The organism is Caballeronia sp. LjRoot31, assembly GCF_964253885.1.
In the GTDB taxonomy this organism is placed as follows: Bacteria; Pseudomonadota; Gammaproteobacteria; order Burkholderiales; family Burkholderiaceae; genus Caballeronia.
Genome location: NZ_CAXURX020000002.1, coordinates 1,676,724 through 1,692,841, shown reverse-complemented (window position 1 = coordinate 1,692,841; position 16,118 = coordinate 1,676,724). Strand labels below are relative to the sequence as shown.

The 16,118-nt window shown below is 62.1% G+C and carries 14 protein-coding genes and 1 riboswitch; of the genes, 13 read left to right on the top strand and 1 reads right to left on the bottom strand.

The features are described 5' to 3' along the window. Positions 1–18 precede the first annotated feature (18 nt). From ACSQ8V_RS25975 to ACSQ8V_RS25945, 7 genes are all read left to right on the top strand, one after another. Positions 19–699, top strand: a complete 681-nt coding sequence (locus ACSQ8V_RS25975) for a hydrogenase (protein ID WP_213765706.1) — start codon at positions 19–21, stop codon at positions 697–699. 2 nt (positions 700–701) lie between these two features. Further along, positions 702–2,177, top strand: a complete 1,476-nt coding sequence (locus ACSQ8V_RS25970; RefSeq protein ID WP_436207603.1) for a hydrogenase 4 subunit F — start codon at positions 702–704, stop codon at positions 2,175–2,177. Then, entirely contained in the window at positions 2,174–3,661 is a 1,488-nt protein-coding gene (locus tag ACSQ8V_RS25965; protein ID WP_436207602.1) for an NADH-quinone oxidoreductase subunit C, read from the top strand. The genes ACSQ8V_RS25970 and ACSQ8V_RS25965 overlap by 4 nt, the downstream gene beginning before the upstream one ends. A gap of 12 nt (positions 3,662–3,673) precedes the next feature. After that, positions 3,674–4,483 carry an NADH-quinone oxidoreductase subunit NuoB gene (gene nuoB / locus ACSQ8V_RS25960; protein WP_436207601.1) on the top strand — a complete coding sequence of 270 codons (810 nt, stop codon included), beginning with the start codon at positions 3,674–3,676 and terminating at the stop codon, positions 4,481–4,483. Then, positions 4,473–6,464, top strand: a complete 1,992-nt coding sequence (locus tag ACSQ8V_RS25955; protein ID WP_436207600.1) for a proton-conducting transporter transmembrane domain-containing protein — start codon at positions 4,473–4,475, stop codon at positions 6,462–6,464. Before nuoB ends, ACSQ8V_RS25955 begins: the two co-directional genes overlap by 11 nt. A gap of 137 nt (positions 6,465–6,601) precedes the next feature. Then, positions 6,602–6,668, top strand: a riboswitch (Fluoride riboswitch). 76 nt (positions 6,669–6,744) lie between these two features. Then, positions 6,745–8,055: a voltage-gated chloride channel family protein gene (locus ACSQ8V_RS25950; protein ID WP_436184503.1), complete on the top strand. Its 1,311-nt coding sequence runs from the start codon at positions 6,745–6,747 to the stop codon at positions 8,053–8,055. Between the two features lie 29 nt (positions 8,056–8,084). After that, positions 8,085–8,432 (top strand): DUF190 domain-containing protein, encoded by a 348-nt coding sequence (locus tag ACSQ8V_RS25945; RefSeq protein WP_309788488.1) that lies wholly within the window; start codon positions 8,085–8,087, stop codon positions 8,430–8,432. Positions 8,433–8,676: 244 nt separating this feature from the next. Here ACSQ8V_RS25945 and ACSQ8V_RS25940 read toward each other — a convergent pair whose 3' ends face one another. Next, positions 8,677–9,387: a GntR family transcriptional regulator gene (locus tag ACSQ8V_RS25940; protein WP_436207599.1), complete on the bottom strand. Its 711-nt coding sequence runs from the start codon at positions 9,385–9,387 to the stop codon at positions 8,677–8,679. 467 nt (positions 9,388–9,854) lie between these two features. Between ACSQ8V_RS25940 and ACSQ8V_RS25935 the strand changes: the two genes are divergently transcribed. From ACSQ8V_RS25935 to ACSQ8V_RS25910, 6 genes are all read left to right on the top strand, one after another. Continuing rightward, complete coding sequence (locus tag ACSQ8V_RS25935) at positions 9,855–10,583, top strand: maleate cis-trans isomerase family protein (protein WP_436208015.1); 729 nt, start codon at positions 9,855–9,857, stop codon at positions 10,581–10,583. Then, the gene (hydA, locus tag ACSQ8V_RS25930) at positions 10,583–12,073 is read left to right on the top strand and encodes a dihydropyrimidinase (RefSeq protein ID WP_436208014.1); all 1,491 of its coding nucleotides are present in this window, start codon (positions 10,583–10,585) and stop codon (positions 12,071–12,073) included. The genes ACSQ8V_RS25935 and hydA overlap by 1 nt, the downstream gene beginning before the upstream one ends. Before the next feature lie 96 nt (positions 12,074–12,169). After that, positions 12,170–13,270 (top strand): ABC transporter ATP-binding protein, encoded by a 1,101-nt coding sequence (locus ACSQ8V_RS25925; protein WP_436207598.1) that lies wholly within the window; start codon positions 12,170–12,172, stop codon positions 13,268–13,270. A gap of 11 nt (positions 13,271–13,281) precedes the next feature. Continuing rightward, positions 13,282–14,172 carry an ABC transporter permease gene (locus tag ACSQ8V_RS25920; RefSeq protein WP_436207597.1) on the top strand — a complete coding sequence of 297 codons (891 nt, stop codon included), beginning with the start codon at positions 13,282–13,284 and terminating at the stop codon, positions 14,170–14,172. Next, positions 14,165–15,028, top strand: a complete 864-nt coding sequence (locus tag ACSQ8V_RS25915; protein WP_436207596.1) for an ABC transporter permease — start codon at positions 14,165–14,167, stop codon at positions 15,026–15,028. The genes ACSQ8V_RS25920 and ACSQ8V_RS25915 overlap by 8 nt, the downstream gene beginning before the upstream one ends. Beyond that, complete coding sequence (locus ACSQ8V_RS25910) at positions 15,025–16,104, top strand: ring-opening amidohydrolase (RefSeq protein ID WP_436207595.1); 1,080 nt, start codon at positions 15,025–15,027, stop codon at positions 16,102–16,104. Before ACSQ8V_RS25915 ends, ACSQ8V_RS25910 begins: the two co-directional genes overlap by 4 nt. Positions 16,105–16,118: the final 14 nt, after the last annotated feature.

The window sequence follows — 16,118 nt, the reverse complement described above, 5'->3', positions numbered from 1 at the left end:
CCCCTTAGGTGACACATCATGCTGCTCGCCCATCTGAGTCCGCTTGCCGCATCCCTGTTCAGCCTGCTGGCGATCGGCAGCCTCTTGCTTGCGTTCGTGATGCTGGGTTCGCGCTGGTTGAAAGACTACCTGCTCGCGTTCATGGCCGAGTCGTGGCTGATCGCGGCGCTCTCCGGAGCCGTGGGTTACTACGGCAACTATCACGAGCTGTACCTGATCGCAATCCTGACTGCGTTCTTCCGGGGACTGGTGCTGCCTTATCTGATCTGGCGAATCATCGTTCGGCTGAAAGTCGAGCGCGAGTTGCATGTCATCCTGCAGCCGAGCTCAAGCATCGTGCTCGGCGCGCTTCTGGTGCTCTTTGCTTTTGTCGTATCGAACCATCTGGGCAACGCGCTGGGTTTCGGCGGCACCGTGGTCGTGCTGGCGCTCACGGTGATGCTTTCGATGAAGCTCATTGGCTTCCTGATGCTGGCAGTGCGTCATGAGGCGATCAGCCAGGTGCTTGGCTTGCTGATCCTGGAGAACGGCATTTTCCTCGGCTCGCAAATCCTCGTGCCCGGCATGCCGATGTTGATCGAACTGGTGTTGCTCTTCGATCTGCTCGTCATCGTCGTGAGCTTCGGTGTGTTGGTCCGCTATCTGGTCGAGCACGTCGGCAGCACGAGCAGCCGTGAACTCACGCGGCTGGTGGGGTGACCATGATCGAAACGTGGAGCATCGTGATCGTTGTTTCACCCCTCGTTGCTGCAGTGATTTGCGCCGCGTTCCGGCATGCGCGCGCCGCTGAGTATGCGAACCTGATCGCGTCGTTCGTCTGCGTGCTCGCGGCGTTTTCGCTGGCGTGCAACGTCAAGGACGGGTATCGCTTCCTGCACGACTACGTGGTGGTCGACGCTTTGGCCGTCTGGACGCTGGTCTGCACCGCGCTGGTGTATTGCCTCGCTTCGATCTACGCCGTTGGCTACATGCGCTTGCTCGCCGAGGAACGCGAACGCTTGCCGAACTTCTATGCGCTCTTTGCTCTGTTCGCGGCAACGATGATCTGCGGACCGATCATGAACAATATCGGTGTCTACTGGATCGCGATCGAGCTGACCACGCTCGTCAGCACATTCCTCGTCGGCTTCGAGCGCGGCCGGGAAGCGATCGAAGCGGCATGGAAATACATCATCGTGGTGTCGGCGGGCATCAGCCTTGCGCTGCTCGGGACCGTGCTCCTCTACTGGGCGGGAAGTCTCGTCATTGGCCCGACCTACGACATGACCTGGGACGCGCTGCGCCATGCGGCCCCACAGATGAGTCCTGCTCTCACCCAGATGGCGTTCCTGCTCGTGCTGGTGGGCTATGGCACGAAAGCGGGCCTCGCGCCGATGCATACCTGGCTGCCCGACGCACACAGCGAGGGTCCCGCACCAGTGTCCGCCATGCTCTCCGGTGCGCTTTTGAATACGGCGATGCTGGGCATCGCGCGGTTCCTGACCATCACGGATGCCGAGAGTTCCTCGCTGCTGCCGCGCACGGTGCTGGTCGCGTTCGGCGCGTTTTCGCTGTTCGTCGCCGCGCTCTTCATCGTGAAGCAGCAGGGCATCAAGCGGCTGATGGCCTATTCCAGCGTCGAGCACATGGGCGTGCTGGCGCTCGGATTCGGATTCGGCGGCCCGCTGGCGATCGCCGCAGTGCTGTATCACATGCTCAACCATTCACTGAACAAGTCGCTCATGTTCTTTGGCGCCGGCAACGTCATGCGCGTATTCGGCACCAAGGACATGGGCGAAATACGCAATGTGTGGACCCGTTTTCCGGTCACGGGCGCGTTGTGGCTGGCCGGTGCCGTAGCGATCACGGGTGCACCACCGTTCGGCCTGTTCCTGAGCGAACTGACATTGATGCGCGCCGGCATGGCGAGCTCGAACGCCTGGGCCGTGATCGTGATGTTGCTGCTGCTGATTGTTATCTTCATCGGCTTTCTCAACCACTTCCGAGCCATGTACTTTGAAACCCGGCCAACGGCAGACACGGGCGGGACGAATAGCACGGTGAGCGTGAGCGCCTGGATGACGGTTCCGATGTGGCTCGCCCTGGTGCCGGTGTTGATCCTCGGCATGTGGTGGCCGCATGACCTGTGGCGCTTCTTCGAACGGGTTGCCGCTGATCTGGGAGGAGCTGCGCGATGAACAACTGCACGCTCAAGACCGTAACGCCTGCCGAACTCAACGCGGCCGCCGCCGATCTCCTTGATCATGCAGGTCGCATGCAGGTTGCGTATGCGTGGTTTCCGAGACCGGATAGGCCGGAACTGCGCTATATCGCGACCGTGCCCGGCCGGCGGGAGTTCATGGGCTGGCGCATCGATGCCGGCGAAGCACCGGTCCAGAGTCTTGCCAATAAGTTTCCGCTGCTCGGCTGGCATGAGCGCGAGATCATGGAAATGAGCGGTGTTGCGTTTGCCGGCCATCCGGAGCCGGAGCGCCTGGTAACCGCATTTTTGCCGCTGACAGCGCGTGGGCCGCTCGAACCGGCAGATACGTCGCGTGCAAGCGTAGCGGGCGCGCTTGCGGCATCGACGCTGCCGCAGATGTCCGGCAAGCACGTCCAGCGATTGCCGTTCGGTCCCGTGCGAGCGGATGTCGTCGAGTCCGCCCAGTTCATTTTCTACTACGTCGGCGAAGGCATTCTTCACTATCACCCGAACCTGTTCCTCAAGCACCGCGGGATGGAGAAACAATTCGAGGGGATCGACATTGAACGAGGCGTTCTGCTGGCCGAGCGTGTGTCGGGCGTGGACACTGTCGCGCATGCGCTTGCTTATGCGCAGGCCGTCGAGGACGCCTCGGGGTGCATCCCGCCGCCGCGCGCACGGTGGCTTCGTGTCATCGCGGCGGAACTCGAGCGTACCTACAACCACTTGCACTACCTCGGCCACTTGTGCCATACGACGACGCTGAAGGTTGGCGAGGCCCAGGGCAAGCTGCTGGAGGAGCGGGCGAAGCAAATGAATGCGCTTGCATCGGGTAGCCGACTATTGCGCAGCATTGTCTGGCCGGGTGGCGTACGCCGCGATCTCGATCTGGTTGCGATTTCCCAGGGCGTCGCGACGCTCCGAGGCGAACTGGACCGGTACGTCGATCTCATCGAGCGGACCACCAGTCATCTCGACCGTCTCATTTCCACCGCGCCGCTCAGTCAGCAACTCGCCTTTGATCAAGGCGCTACCGGGCCGATCGAGCGGGCGTCAGGCATCGATCGTGATCTCAGGCGGGATCATCCGTATGCCGCGTACGGTGAACTGCCGCCCGCTGTCGCGACCCGTAGCGAGGGCGATGCGTATGCCCGGATGAAGGTGCGTATCGCGGAACTCCGGGCGAGTCTGGAACTGCTCGACGACGCCATCATGCGCGGCGTTCCTGCGGGACCGCTGCTTGAGCCTTGTCGTCGCGTGCCGAACGCGGAGGGGCTCGGGTGGGCGGAATCGTCGCGTGGGAGCGTACTCTACGCGCTGCACTTCGACGACCGGTCACGCATTGCGCGCGCGAAGATCAAGTCGCCTTCGTTTTCGAACTGGCGGGTTTTTCCCTTCACCGTGCATGACAGCAACATGATGGACTATGCGATCAACGAGGCAAGTTTCGGTTTGACCATTTCGGGTTGTGCACGATAGGACGGAGCGGTTATGTCTCTATGGACCTGGTTCGGCTTGACCAGCGGCAGCGCCAGTACCGGCTGGCCGCTCAAGGGTGACGCGCACGGCCAGCAAGGCGTGCTTGGCATGCCGCGGTATGACGCGGCCAAATGCCAGGAAGGGTGCGACGCATGCGTGCAGGCGTGCGTGACGCATGCCATCACGTTTTCGCCGGAGCTTGGTGAGAATGCGCGTCCAGAGGTGGACTGGGGCCGCTGCATTGTCTGCCAGCTCTGTACTGAAGCGTGTCCGACAGGCGCTTTTACACCGTCTGAAGATTGGGCGCTCGGTGTGAGGCAGCGCGACGACCTGGTGTGGGCCGAGGCGCTCGCGTCCGGTGCAGCCAGCGATCTCTCCGATCAAACGCGCCGACCGTTTCGGCGTAGCCTCCATATCCGCCACGTCGACGCAGGGTCGTGCAATGGCTGCGAATCGGAATTGCAGGCGTTGAACAATCCGTTCTACAACCTGCATCGGCTCGGCATCTTCTTCACGGCGTCCCCGCGCTCGGCCGATGTCCTGCTCGTCACCGGCCCCGTGACGCACGCGATGCGCGCGCCGCTGCTGCAGACCTATGAGGCGATGCCGGACCCGAAGTGGGTCATCGCGACGGGCACGTGCGCGGTGTCGGGTGGTGTCACGGGCGGCAATTACGCGTGCGGCAACGGGCTTGATGGCGTCTTGCCGGTCGACATCTATCTGCCGGGTTGCCCGCCGAACCCGGCTGCGATCATTCACGCGCTGCTGTTGCTCCTCGGCCGTGCCGAGCAACGGATGCGAGGAGGACAGCTTGAGCGCTGATCTGATTCTGGCCGCGAGCGCTCTGTGGTTCGCCGCCGCCATCCTTTCGCCGCTGCGCCCGGTTCGCGTGTTGGTCAGATATTCGCTGACCGCCGGTTGCGTACTGGGAGTCGTTGCGTGTCTGCTCGCTTTGCCTACTGCGACGCCGCGCGTCGAATTTCCGTTTGCGCTCGCGTCGCAGCGAATCGCGTTCAAGCTTGAGCCGTCAGCGCTATGGCTATTGGGCTTTGGTCTGGTACCGGCCACCTTCGCCTGCTGGCTGGGCTCGCCGCTCTCGGGTCGCACAGGGACGTGGTGGATGGGTGCATCGCTGAGCTTGTTGGGTGCGTTGGGCGTGTTCGGCCTGCAAGACGGCATCTCGATGCTCGTCGCCTGGGAGGTGATGAGCCTGGGCGGAGCGGTGATGCTCGCAGGCGAGCGCGCACGCGACACCAATGGCAACTCCGTGCTGCTCATGCTTGCGCTGCTCGAGGTGGGCGCAATCGCACTCGTCCTCGCGATCCTGCTGCTGGACCACGCGGCGGGCGGCATCAGCTTCGACGCGTTCAGCGCTCATGCGCCCCACGCGTCAGCGTTTCTCTCGTGGGTGGCCGGCGTCGCGCTGCTTGTCGGCTTCGGTGCGAAGCTGGGTCTCATCCCCTTCTATGAGTGGTTTCCGCGTGCGTACTCGAGCGGCAGTGGTGCGACCGGCGTGCTGTTTTCCGGGGTCGTACTGAACGCGGCGTATTTCGCGTTGAGCCGTGGCTGGAATAGCTGGCTGGGCGTCGCGAGCGATAGCGGCACCGCATTCGGATTGGGTGTCGTCGCGATTGCAATCGGCGTGGTCAGCGCGGTGCTGGCGATTTTGTTCGCGTTCCAGCAGGACGACTGGAGAGCGTTGCTTAGCTACTCGTCGGCGGAGAACGCGTCGGTCGCGGTGGCGATGCTCGGCGTGACGCAACTCTTTCGCAGTGACCAACTGGGCGACCTCGCGGGACTCGCGTGGACCGTCGCGTTGCTTCACCTCGCCGGCCACTCGCTCGCCAAAGGTGCGCTCTTTCTGGTCGCCGACGGCATCCAGGCGTCGACCGGCACCTACGATATCGTGCCGCGCGGGTGGCTCAAAAATAGCGGTTTCATGCTAGGGCTCGGCGCGGCCTTTGCCGTGATGAGCCTCGCCTCGGTTCCACCGCAAGCGGGATTCGTCAGTGAATGGTATGTCTTCCAAACGGTGTTTCAAGGCTTTCATCTCTCGGCCTTCACAGGACGCCTCGTGCTCGTACTGGCTGGAGCGGGCCTCGCACTCGCGGCAGCGGTGGCGCTTGCTACGTTCGTGAAGCTGTTCGGGTTGGGGCTCCTGGGCATGCCGGATGTCGACTACGCGCGGCCGGTGCCGCGACGGAATGCGGCAGTCGTCGGGACGCTGGGACTATGCGTGCTCGCAGTGGCCGTCGGTGCACCGCTCTGGCTCAACGCGCTGGCGAGCGGTGCCCAGACGCTGTTCCAAGTCAACAGTCCCCAGGCAATGGTTGCCGGATGGCTGCTGGTACCGTTGACCGACAAGTTCGCTTTTATCTCGCCGTCGAAGCTCATCATTGTGATGCCGTTGCTGGCGCTTCTGCCGCTCGCACTCCTGAGGCTCACGAAAACGCGCCCGGTGCGGCGCACGGCGGTCTGGTTCGGTAGCATGACCCCGGATGGTCGCGAGGCGATGACCACGCCGCTGACATTCTCGAACGCGATGCGCACGTTCTATAGCTTCGTATATCAACCGACGATGAGCACCGAGCGCGAACACGAACAGCGCGAGTACTTTATCAAGCGGCTGGTTTTCTCCGAGGGCGTGACCGATCTGTTCGAGCGGCATCTGTTCGCGCCTGCGACGCGGATCGTGACGTGGTCCGCCGAGAAGTTGCGTGCATTGCAGTCCGGTAACCTGAATTTCTATCTCGCACTGATCGGCGGATTGCTTGTCGCGATACTGGCCTTGACGCTGGTATAGATCGCTTGCGAAGGGCAGGGTGCGTCCCCTTGCAGAATACTGGCGAACGCGCTGTTGTGACCTATGTATTGTGACCTATGTCATGCGCCTCTTGGCGCACGCCGTTGTTGCGTTGCGCAAATTTAATCCGTAAAATCCGTGTTTCTGGAGATGGCATTCCTCCAAACAACCGCCGATCCTTCGGCTGATGATGCCTACGAGTTCCTGGGTGCAGGAGGTCGTAGGTCGTCCGTGCGACGCCCTGTCGCCCAGGTTTGATGTTCTGTCAAACCTAAAAATCATGAAACGTCTCAAGTCTGTCGAACAGATCGCCATGGTGCCGTATCTGGCGCGTTGGCTGCTGCTTTCCTCCGTGCTCGGCGCCCTGGCTGGCTCCGCCTCCGCACTTTTCCTCTTTGCATTGGACCGCGCCACTGATACACGCCTGGATCATCCGTGGCTCGTCTGGTTGCTGCCGTTCGCGGGGTTCCTGACCGGCTGGATCTATCACCGCGTCGGCAAGAGCGTCGAGGGCGGCAACAACCTGCTGATCGACGAGATTCACGATCCGCAGAAGATCGTGCCCAAGCGCATGGCGCCGCTCGTGTTGGTGGCCACCGTGATCACTCACTTGTTCGGCGGCTCCGCGGGCCGCGAGGGCACAGCGGTCCAGATGGGCGGGGCGCTGGCTGACCGGGTCACGCACCTCTTCGATCTAGGTCGAGAGGACCGTCGCATCCTGCTGATGGCCGGCATCGCAGCGGGCTTTTCGTCGGTCTTCGGCACGCCTCTCGCCGGCGCGATCTTCGGCCTTGAGGTGCTTGCGATCGGCCGCCTGCGCTATGACGCGTTGCTGGCGTGTCTCGCCGCGTCTGTCGTGGCCGACGCGGTATGCCGTCTATGGGGCATTCACCACACCGTGTATTCGATCCCGTTCGTGCCGCCCGTCACGGCCCTCGGGTTTGGATCCGCGATCATTGCCGGTATCGCATTCGGTGTAGTGGGGATGCTCTTTGCCGACTCGACGCATGCGTTGTCCGCCCTCATCAAACGCAAGATCGCCTATGCGCCTTTTCGGCCCGTAGTTGGTGGTGCCGTGGTGGCGATCCTTGCCACCGTCCTGAACGTTCCGCAGTACCTGGGTCTCGGGATACCGACCATCGTGCAGGCCTTCAACGGTCCATTGCCGGTCTATGACTTTGCCGGCAAATTCGGCTTCACCGTGGTCACGCTTGCGTCAGGATTCAAGGGCGGCGAGGTGACTCCGCTCTTCTATATTGGCGCCACGCTTGGCAACGCACTGGGTCACATCCTGGCGTTGCCGATACCGGTGCTCGCGGGGCTCGGCTTTGTCGCCGTGTTCGCCGGTGCGGCGAACACCCCGATCGCGTCGACGGTGATGGCAATCGAACTCTTTGGTCCTCAGATCGGCGTGTATGCCGCCTTGGCGTGCGTGGTCAGTTACCTCTTTTCCGGTCACACGGGAATTTACCGCGCGCAACGGGTCGGCCACGCAAAACATCCGCTCATTCCGGCCGGCATGCGCTTGGCCGATATCCCGGCCTGGCGCCGCGCGCGCCGCAAGGCCGCGACCGTCTCCGCGCAATCCTGAACGCTTCCAACACTTCCCTGCCCATCACCATGACTCAGCTGATTTCACTTCGCCTGTATTTCCACCATTCCGAAAGGGCTCGTCCGACACGCTTCTGGCATCGGGTGTCGCGACCGAGCCTTGCCGCGCACTTACTTCGCCATGCGAAGGAAGCGGGTATCGAACAGGCGCTCTTGCATCGCGTCCATGCGGGTTACCTGAAAGGTGACCGGCTGCATCACGAACACATCGAGATTGCGCATCACCGTTTCCCGCACTGCATCGAACTCATCGACCTGGATGCCAAAGTGCGCGACTTCTGGCGTACGCATGGCAAGGGACTGGACAACGTGAGGGCAATTTTCTTGCCGTGCGAACTACCGATGCAGGCGACGTGACCAACGGTCACGCGGGCGGAGTCGACCATGAAACCACAGACCAGGATGCGGTTGGCAGGGCAGTTCACAGTGCTCGGGTTTGCGGTGCTCGTGAACCCAGGTCATGGCCTGGATGCTGTGTCCACGGCCGTGAATTCTGTCTATGGCAGCATCTCGCCCGTCTGGTTTGCGGCCTTCGGTGCGTTGACGGTGCCTTTCCCCACGCGCGTTGCGTCAAGCTTATTCCCTGCACGTCGGAAAGCCCTTAGTCGAACAGTGACTCGAGATTCGGAGTGTCGTTCTGAGGCGCGTCCAGCTTCAAGGTCTCTGCGACATGGGCCAGATGTTCAGTCATGCAGGACGCCGCGAGTTCGGCGTCGCCCGCCTCGATGGCATCGATAAGATGGACGTGTTCCGTATGCGGGCATGCGGGCACGTTCGGCTTGTCGTAGAGCGTGATGATCAGGCAGGTGAGCGACGTCAATTCGCGCATCAGTCGCAGCAGGATCTCGTTGTCAGCCATCTCCGCGATGAGCGTGTGAAATTCGCCGGACAGCCGGATGATCGTCGGACGGTCATCCTTTGCACGCGCTTCTTTTTCTAGCCGGCTATGCCGGCGCAACGCGCGAATCTGCGCCGGCGTGATCGTATTGCATAGCATGCGTACCATATCCGGTTCGACCATGCGACGCGTCACGAACACATCCCGTGCCTGTTTGACACTAGGACTGGCGATAAATGCGCCACGGTTAGGGACCAACGTGACGAGTCCCTCGTGCGCCAGCCTGCCCAAGACCTCGCGAATCTTGGTGCGGCTAACGCCTGCCAGCTCCGCCAGCCGATCCTCGATAAGACGCGTACCCGGCGCCAGCCGCTGCTCCTGCACGGCTTTGTGCAGCCGTGCGTAGATTTCTTCGTTGCTATAAGTCTTGCCGGATCGCGCCGCCTCAGCGGGCTCGAGAAAGGGCGCAGCCAAAAATCTCTCCTGTCGATAACCTGAAATCAATCGGTTCGGCTTGTATACAGTTTGTATACAAAGTAATAAGCGGACATAGGTACAGCATCAGCTTCATTATAAAGTGGCTTGAGCGGGATTTAAAGCAACTTCCGATAACGAAGAGCACATGAAGACGGGCAGCAGCCTTGCATCGCACCGCAGCAGTGCTGAAAATCGTTCTAGCGGTGCCGCTTTGCACAGATACAGTACTTCGTGAGTCCATGCACATGTTGTGAGCACCGGGCAGGAAACCTATCCCGCTTGGGGCAAATCGCTTGTCCAGCATTGCATACGATCACTAAAATAATTGCATGCAATAGACTCTACATTCTGGCATGAAGCTTGCGCCAATGTGATTGGCGCTCCTCACCACCGATCAATCCAACAGGCGGATATTGAAACGGCGAGGGCGAAAGGAGATTCACAAAACGATGTCTGATTCCATCATGACAAAACGGACTTTGCTCGGCATGCTGACGCCATCGTCCAACACCACGCTCGAGCCCGTGACGGCTGCGATGCTGGCTGGACTGTCCGAGGTCAGCGCGCACTTTGGACGTTTTCGCGTGACCGAAATCGGGCTCACCGATCGCGCGCTCGATCAATTCAATGACAAGGAAATTCTGGCGGCCGTCGACTTGCTTGCCGATGCCCGCCTCGACGTGATCGCGTGGAATGGGACGTCCGCAGGGTGGCTGGGTTTCGATGCCGACGAGCGTTTGTGCCGCCTGATCACTGAGCGCACCGGCATTGCCGCATGCACGTCGGTCCTTGCGCTCAACGAGATTTTCGAGCGCACGGGAGTGCGCCACTTTGGTCTCGTCACGCCGTATCGCGACGATGTGCAGGAACGGATCGTCCGAAACTATGCCAGCTCCGGATTCGAATGCGTCGCGGAGCGGCATTTGAAGCTGCAGGACAATTTTTCCTTTTCGGAAGTCAGCGCGAGCCAGATCCATACGATGGTGCGTGAGGTTGCGGCGTCGAAGCCCGATGCGATCGCTATCTTGTGCACCAATCTGGCGGGCGCGCCGCTCGCAGCCGAACTCGAATCTGAACTCGGCATTCCGATCTACGACTCGATATCGACGGCAGTGTGGAAATCGTTGCAACTCGCACGCGTCGATACCGCTCGCGTCAAAGGATGGGGCCGCCTGTTCGCGGACCTGACGTGATTAACGAAACCTTCGACCTCGTCATCCGCCGCGCGGACATTGCCACTGCTGTGGACCGCTTTCACGCGGACATCGGCATCATCGGCGGACGCATTGCGGCGCTCGGCGTGAAGCTCGCCGCCGGCTTGCAGGAGATAGACGCGAACGGGCGGCTGGTCACGCCAGGCGGCGTGGACGGACACTGCCACCTCGACCAGCCGACGGGCGACGACTCGGTGATGGCCGACGATTTTACGAGCGGCACGGTATCGGCTGCATGCGGCGGAACCACAACCGTCATCCCATTCGCGTGCCAGCAGAAGGGCCAGTCGCTTCGCGCGGCGATTGACGACTATCACCGGCGCGCCGAGGGCCGGGCGGTGATCGACTATGCGTTTCACCTGATCGTGACCGATCCGACGCCGCACGTTATTCACGAAGAATTGCCGCAACTGATCGAAGAGGGCTACACGTCGTTCAAGATCTATATGACGTACGACGCGCTCAAGCTCGATGACCGGCAGATGATCGAGGTCCTGGCCACAGCCCGCAAACATGGCGCGATGACCATGATCCATGCGGAGAACGCCGACTGCATCGCGTGGCTTACCGAGGCGCTGCTCGAGCAGGGCATCACCGCGCCTATCGGGCATGCGCTTTCACGGCCCATGCTGGTCGAACGCGAGGCGACGCATCGGGCAATCAGTCTCGCCGAGCTCGTCGATACGCCGATCCTGATCGTTCACGTGTCGGGTGCGGAGGCGATCGACCAGATTCGCTGGGCGCAAGGGCGGGGACTGTCAGTGTTTGCCGAGACTTGCCCGCATTATCTGCTGCTCACCGATGACATGCTCGACGATGGCGCGCGCGGATACCAGTGCATCTGCAGCCCACCGCCACGCGACGAGGCGAACCGCCAGGCGGTCTGGGATGGCTTGAATAACGGTACGTTCCAGTTGGTGTCATCGGACCATGCGCCGTTCACATACGCGGGCCCTGGCGGCAAGTTGACAGCGGGCGACAACCCGTCGTTCGATCGCGTGCCGAACGGTATGCCGGGGATCGAAACCCGCATGCCGTTGCTGATGTCGGACGGCGTGCTGAGCGGACGCATCGACATTCATGCATTTGTCGCGCTGACGGCGACAAATGCGGCGAAGCTTTACGGGCTCTATCCGGCAAAAGGATCGATCGCGATTGGCAGCGACGCCGACCTGGTGATCTGGGATACGGAGCACGAGTTCGTGCTGAGCAACGACCATCTGCATCACAACGTCGACTACACGCCGTATGAGGGCTGGCGGATGAGGGCGTGGCCCGCCTGCACGCTTTCGCGTGGCGAAGTGGTCTGGGACGGTACCCGGCCCACGGGCGCATACGGGCGGGGCCTGTTTTTGAAGGCGCTGAGGCCGCAACTCGCGCGGCCGCGACATTCGCTCGAACCGCGCAGCGGGCCGCACAAGGTTCTGTCCGGATTCGCGATGCCAGCAGCGTATCGGTTCCAGCCCTGACGCACAGGACCTCACCGGACCTCACAGGAGATCGGCCATGTATTCAGGCATTCGCGCGGCGCACCCGACGTGCCACTTTCATCTCAAGGTTTCGACATGACGGCAGAGCCGGGCACCCGCGTGCGTCAGGGCGTTGCCGTCGCGCTGGAAAATATCCAGCACCGATTCGGCGCGACGTCCGTCATAGAGGATCTCAATCTCTCGATCGAGGGTGGCGAACTGGTCGCGCTGCTGGGGCCATCCGGCTGCGGCAAGAGCACGTTGCTGCGGATTCTTGCCGGCTTGCTCAGGCAAAGCCACGGCTCGGTGCGCATTGGTGCGGACACGGTCGACCGTCTTTCCACCAGCGAGCGCGGCGCGGGTATCGTGTTTCAAAGCTATGCGCTGTTTCCGCACATGTCGGTTGAAGACAATGTCGCCTATGGTATGCGTGCCCGGGGCGTACCGAAATCGGAATGCGCGAGGACGGTCGCGGCGATGCTGGAGATGGTCAAGATGACGGCCTACAGCAAGCGCTATCCGCGCGAGCTGTCGGGTGGCCAGCAGCAGCGGGTCGCGCTCGCCCGCACACTCGCGGTCCGCCCCAAGGTGCTGCTGCTCGACGAGCCGTTCGCCGCGCTCGACAAGAATCTGCGGCTCGATATGCAGATCGAGATCAAACGTATCCAGCGAGAACTCGGCATCACCACGTTGTTGGTCACGCATGATCAGGAAGAGGCGATGTCGATGGCGGACCGGCTCGCGGTCATGAACGCCGGCCGGGTCGAGCAGTTCGATTCGCCCGAGGCGATTTACGACACGCCGTCGTCGCTATTTGTCGCGACCTTTGTTGGCACGGCGAATCTGCTGCCGGGCAGGCTCGCCCGGGATGCGGACGGCCGCTTCTCGGTGGCCTGCGCGACAGGCGGCCAGATGATGCTGCAACGCGCCACGCCTTGCTCCCGTAGCGGCGGGGTGGTGCTTGCCGCGAGGCCCGAGCATCTGGTGATGGGCATGCCGTCGCAGACATCGCTCGATGCTACCGTCGAGATGGCCCTGCCGCTCGGCGCTTCGGTGCTGTACGAGCTGTCACTGGCGGATGGCCAGCCGATAAAAATCACACAACCGCGGCGAGCGGAAGCGCCGCGCTTTGCCGTTGGGCAACGGGTCGGCGTGAGCCTGCGCTCGGATTCCCCCGCCAGCGTGTTTGCGGCCTGAACGGGGACATCATGACGGCCGCCTCGCCATCCATCGCCATGCCAATTGCCGTCGATACACAGCCGGTTGCCCTTTCGCCGCTTTCGCTGGCGCTGCCGCTTGGCCTCTTCTTCATTGTATTCGTGCTCGGCCCGCTGCTGTTGCTCGTCTTTGTCAGTTTGCACAACGACCCGGCGTTGATTCATTTCGGGTTCGGCCAGTACAGCAAGTTCTTCACCGACAGTTTCAACGTCAACGTGCTGGTTCAAACGCTGTGGCTGGGTGTGAAGGTCACGGCGCTTGCGTTGCTGCTGGGCATTCCGCTCGCGAGTCTCTACACGGGTGCGCCAGCGCGCTGGCAAGGGCCGCTGATGCTTGTCATCGTGTTGCCGCTTTTGACGAGCGCAGTGGTCAGGACGTTCGCCTGGGTCGTTATTCTCGGGCGCGAGGGAATTGTCAACACGCTGCTGCTGCATGCGGGCCTGATCGATGCGCCGCTCAGACTCCTGTTCACGCAGGGCGCGGTGGTCGTCGCACTTGCGCAGATCGAGTTGCCGCTGATGGTGCTGCCACTCATCACGTCGCTGATGAACATCGACCCGAATCTGCGTCAAGCATCGCTCGCGTTGGGCGCGGGCAGTTGGCGCACGTTCTTCCGGATAACACTGCCATTGTCGATGCCAGGTTTGCTGGCCGGCTGCACGCTGGTTTTCGCGTCGAGCGTCAGCGCATTCGTGACGCAGACGCTGGTAGGCGGCGGCCAGCATGTGTTCATGCCGTTCTACATGTACCAGCAGGCGATCGAGGCCAGCAACTATCCGTTCGCTGCAACGGTGGCAGTCCTGCTGCTCGCGTTCGTGGCTATCGTGGTTGTTCTGATCAACGTGTTCGGCCGTCGCAGCAAGGGGTTCATTCATGGGTGAAATCCAACGAGAAACGAGCATCGCGAAGGCCGCTGGCCGACCGAAATCGCCGGGCCGGTCGCTGGAGCGCCGTTCGTTCGAACTGGTGTTCGGAGGGCTTGGCGCGATCGCGGCGCTGCAACTGATCTCGCCGACGGTGATCGTTCTGATCACCTCTTTTACCAGTGCGTATTCGCTGAAATTTCCACCGCCTGGATACTCGACCCGGTGGTACGAGGCGTTATGGAGCAACTCGCCGGAAATTCTCGAAGCCTTCGCGTTGTCGTTCCAGGTGGCGGCGCTCGCGTGCTGCATATCGGTGGCGGCGGCGGTCCCGGCTGCGCTTTCTCTCGCTCGCCGGCGCGAGTCCTGGGCGCGTGTGCTCGAGTCAGCCTTTCTGTCGCCGTTGATGTTGCCGAGTCTCGCACTGGGACTCGCCCTGTTGATGTTGTTCAATCAGGCCGGCATAGGGTTGTCGTTCTGGACGCTGGTGATAGGCCACATAGCGATTACCGCGCCGTACATTGTGCGCACGACCATCGCGAGCCTCGTGCAGATCGACCCGGCCTTGCATGAAAGCGCGGGCAGTCTGGGGGCCTCGCAACGCTATATGTTTTTCACGGTGACCTTGCCGCTGATTGCGCGCGGCGTGGTAGCAGGCACATTCATCGCGTTCATGAACTCTTTCGATAACGTTGCAGTGTCGCTATTTTTGTCGGATGCGCGCAGTGAAATGCTGCCGATCCGGATGTGGCACATCATCGAGGATAACCTGGACGTACGCGCGGCCGCGGTATCGGGCGTGTTGATAGCGGTGACGCTTGTACTGATGGTGGTCATGGAGCGCATGACAGGTATCTCGAGGCATTTCCGATGACGCGACGCGCGCACGTCCTGGTCTACGAGATGGCGCATCCGGAAGATTGTTCGGGCCTTGCACGCGATCTCGAACTGGGCCCGCTGCGAGCGGACAGCATTCGCGCAGTCTTCATCAAGACAGAAGGCAACGGGCTCGATAACGACTGGAGCCGGCCTCTTGCGCTGCGTTCGCTGTCGGCGCATCTGCCCGCGCCCCGGGGGGCGGATGCCCGTGCACCGATGTGCGTAGTCTCGGGCGGCTGCGAAGGGATACTGACACCGCACATGGTTGTATTCGCCTGCGTGGATGACGAAACGCAGGAGCTGCAGGGCGAGGGTGAGCGCATGTCGATGACGGCGGCACTGGCAATCGGCACGGCCGTTTCCGAACCGCTCGATGCCACCCAGATCGGCTATGAAGCGCACGCACTGAGCGCGCGCGATGTCGTCGAACGCGCGCGCCACGACGCCGGGCTCGATGAGTCCGACGTTGCCTACGTACATCTGCTTTCACCATGGATGAGCGCGGCACTGGTTTTGTCGGCACCGTCGGACGCGGCTTTGGTTGCACGCACTGCTCACGCGTCCAAGCCGGCGATTCGCGCAGCCGCGGCGCTGGGCGCAGGACTGGCATTGAACGAGATCGAGTGGCCGGAGATTCGCTGGACCAGCGCGGGGCCGGTGGCGAGCCGGCATGTGAAGCGTGTTGCCGTTACCGCAGGCGACACAGACGGCCGCATTCACGCGCTGGTGCTTGGCAACAGCACCGCATGGCGTGGCGCGTTGCAGGTCGCGAGCACCCAGATGTCGGACATGCTCGACCTTCAGGCGCTCGCGGCCGTGCGGCACGAGCGGTTGCTCGCCGGGTTCTTCAAGGGTGACCCGCCGCCCGACGGACGCGTGCGCGGCTCCCGGACCACGATGGGCAGCGACAGCGACATCCATGCGTTCAGGCACTTTCGCGCGGCGATGAGCGGCGTATTCGGCGCCGCGCTCGGCTCGCCGCGAATCTTTATCGGCGGTGGCGCGGAATATCAATGCGTACCCGGCGGCGGAATGCTTGCGACGGTGTTCGAAACTTGCGCGCATCGCTGATGCGGCTCTTCACG